The 606-nt window shown below is 73.3% G+C and carries 1 protein-coding gene; it reads right to left on the minus strand.

Annotated elements, in window-relative coordinates; genetic code table 11:
* Window positions 1-405, minus strand: a 405-nt coding sequence (locus tag FNQ90_RS27910) for a DUF1206 domain-containing protein (protein ID WP_182608538.1), incomplete at its 3' end; no start/stop codon positions are given.
* Window positions 406-606: the final 201 nt, after the last annotated feature.

Genomic DNA, 606 nt, shown 5'->3' on the forward strand with positions numbered 1-606 from the left:
GGACAGTACCGAGAAGGAGATCACGGCACACGTCACGCAGCCCCCGGCGGCCCCCAGCCGTTTGGTCGGCTTCCCACCATCGGGTCCCGCGACCCCGATGACCGCCTCGGTGAGCCGCCACAGGCCCAGCGCCGCCATGCCGCATCCCACGGCCCAGATCAGCGCCGAACCGAGGGGTTGCGCCGAGAGTTCCTGCAAAGCCCCCTGTTGATCGGCCTGTTGATCCCCACCGGCACCGAAGGCGACCTGCATGGCCAACAGCCCCACCACACCGTGGATCACTCCCTGCGCCACCAGTCCGGCCCGCGCCGCCCGGCGGAGCACGGGGCTGCGCGCCCCTCGATGGGCGGCCCGTTCCGCGCCGTCGACGGCCTTCCGCCCCTGCTCGGTGACCGTTCCGCTCACTGTCCCTCCCCGGGGTGGTGTTCGGGCGGGCGACTGCCCCCGTTCCCCGCCGGGAAACCCGACCTCTCCCCGAGGGCCGAAAGGCTCATCCCTCTCGGAGCGGGGGCGGTCCCCCGGCCGACCGGGAACAGTGGTGGAATGCGGTGAAGGGCTCCGTCCCCGCACGGCCCCGTCCCCGTACGACCGGTCCCAGCACGGCCC

The sequence above is a fragment of the Streptomyces alkaliphilus genome (genome assembly GCF_014141535.1).
In the GTDB taxonomy this organism is placed as follows: Bacteria; Actinomycetota; Actinomycetes; order Streptomycetales; family Streptomycetaceae; genus Streptomyces; species Streptomyces alkaliphilus.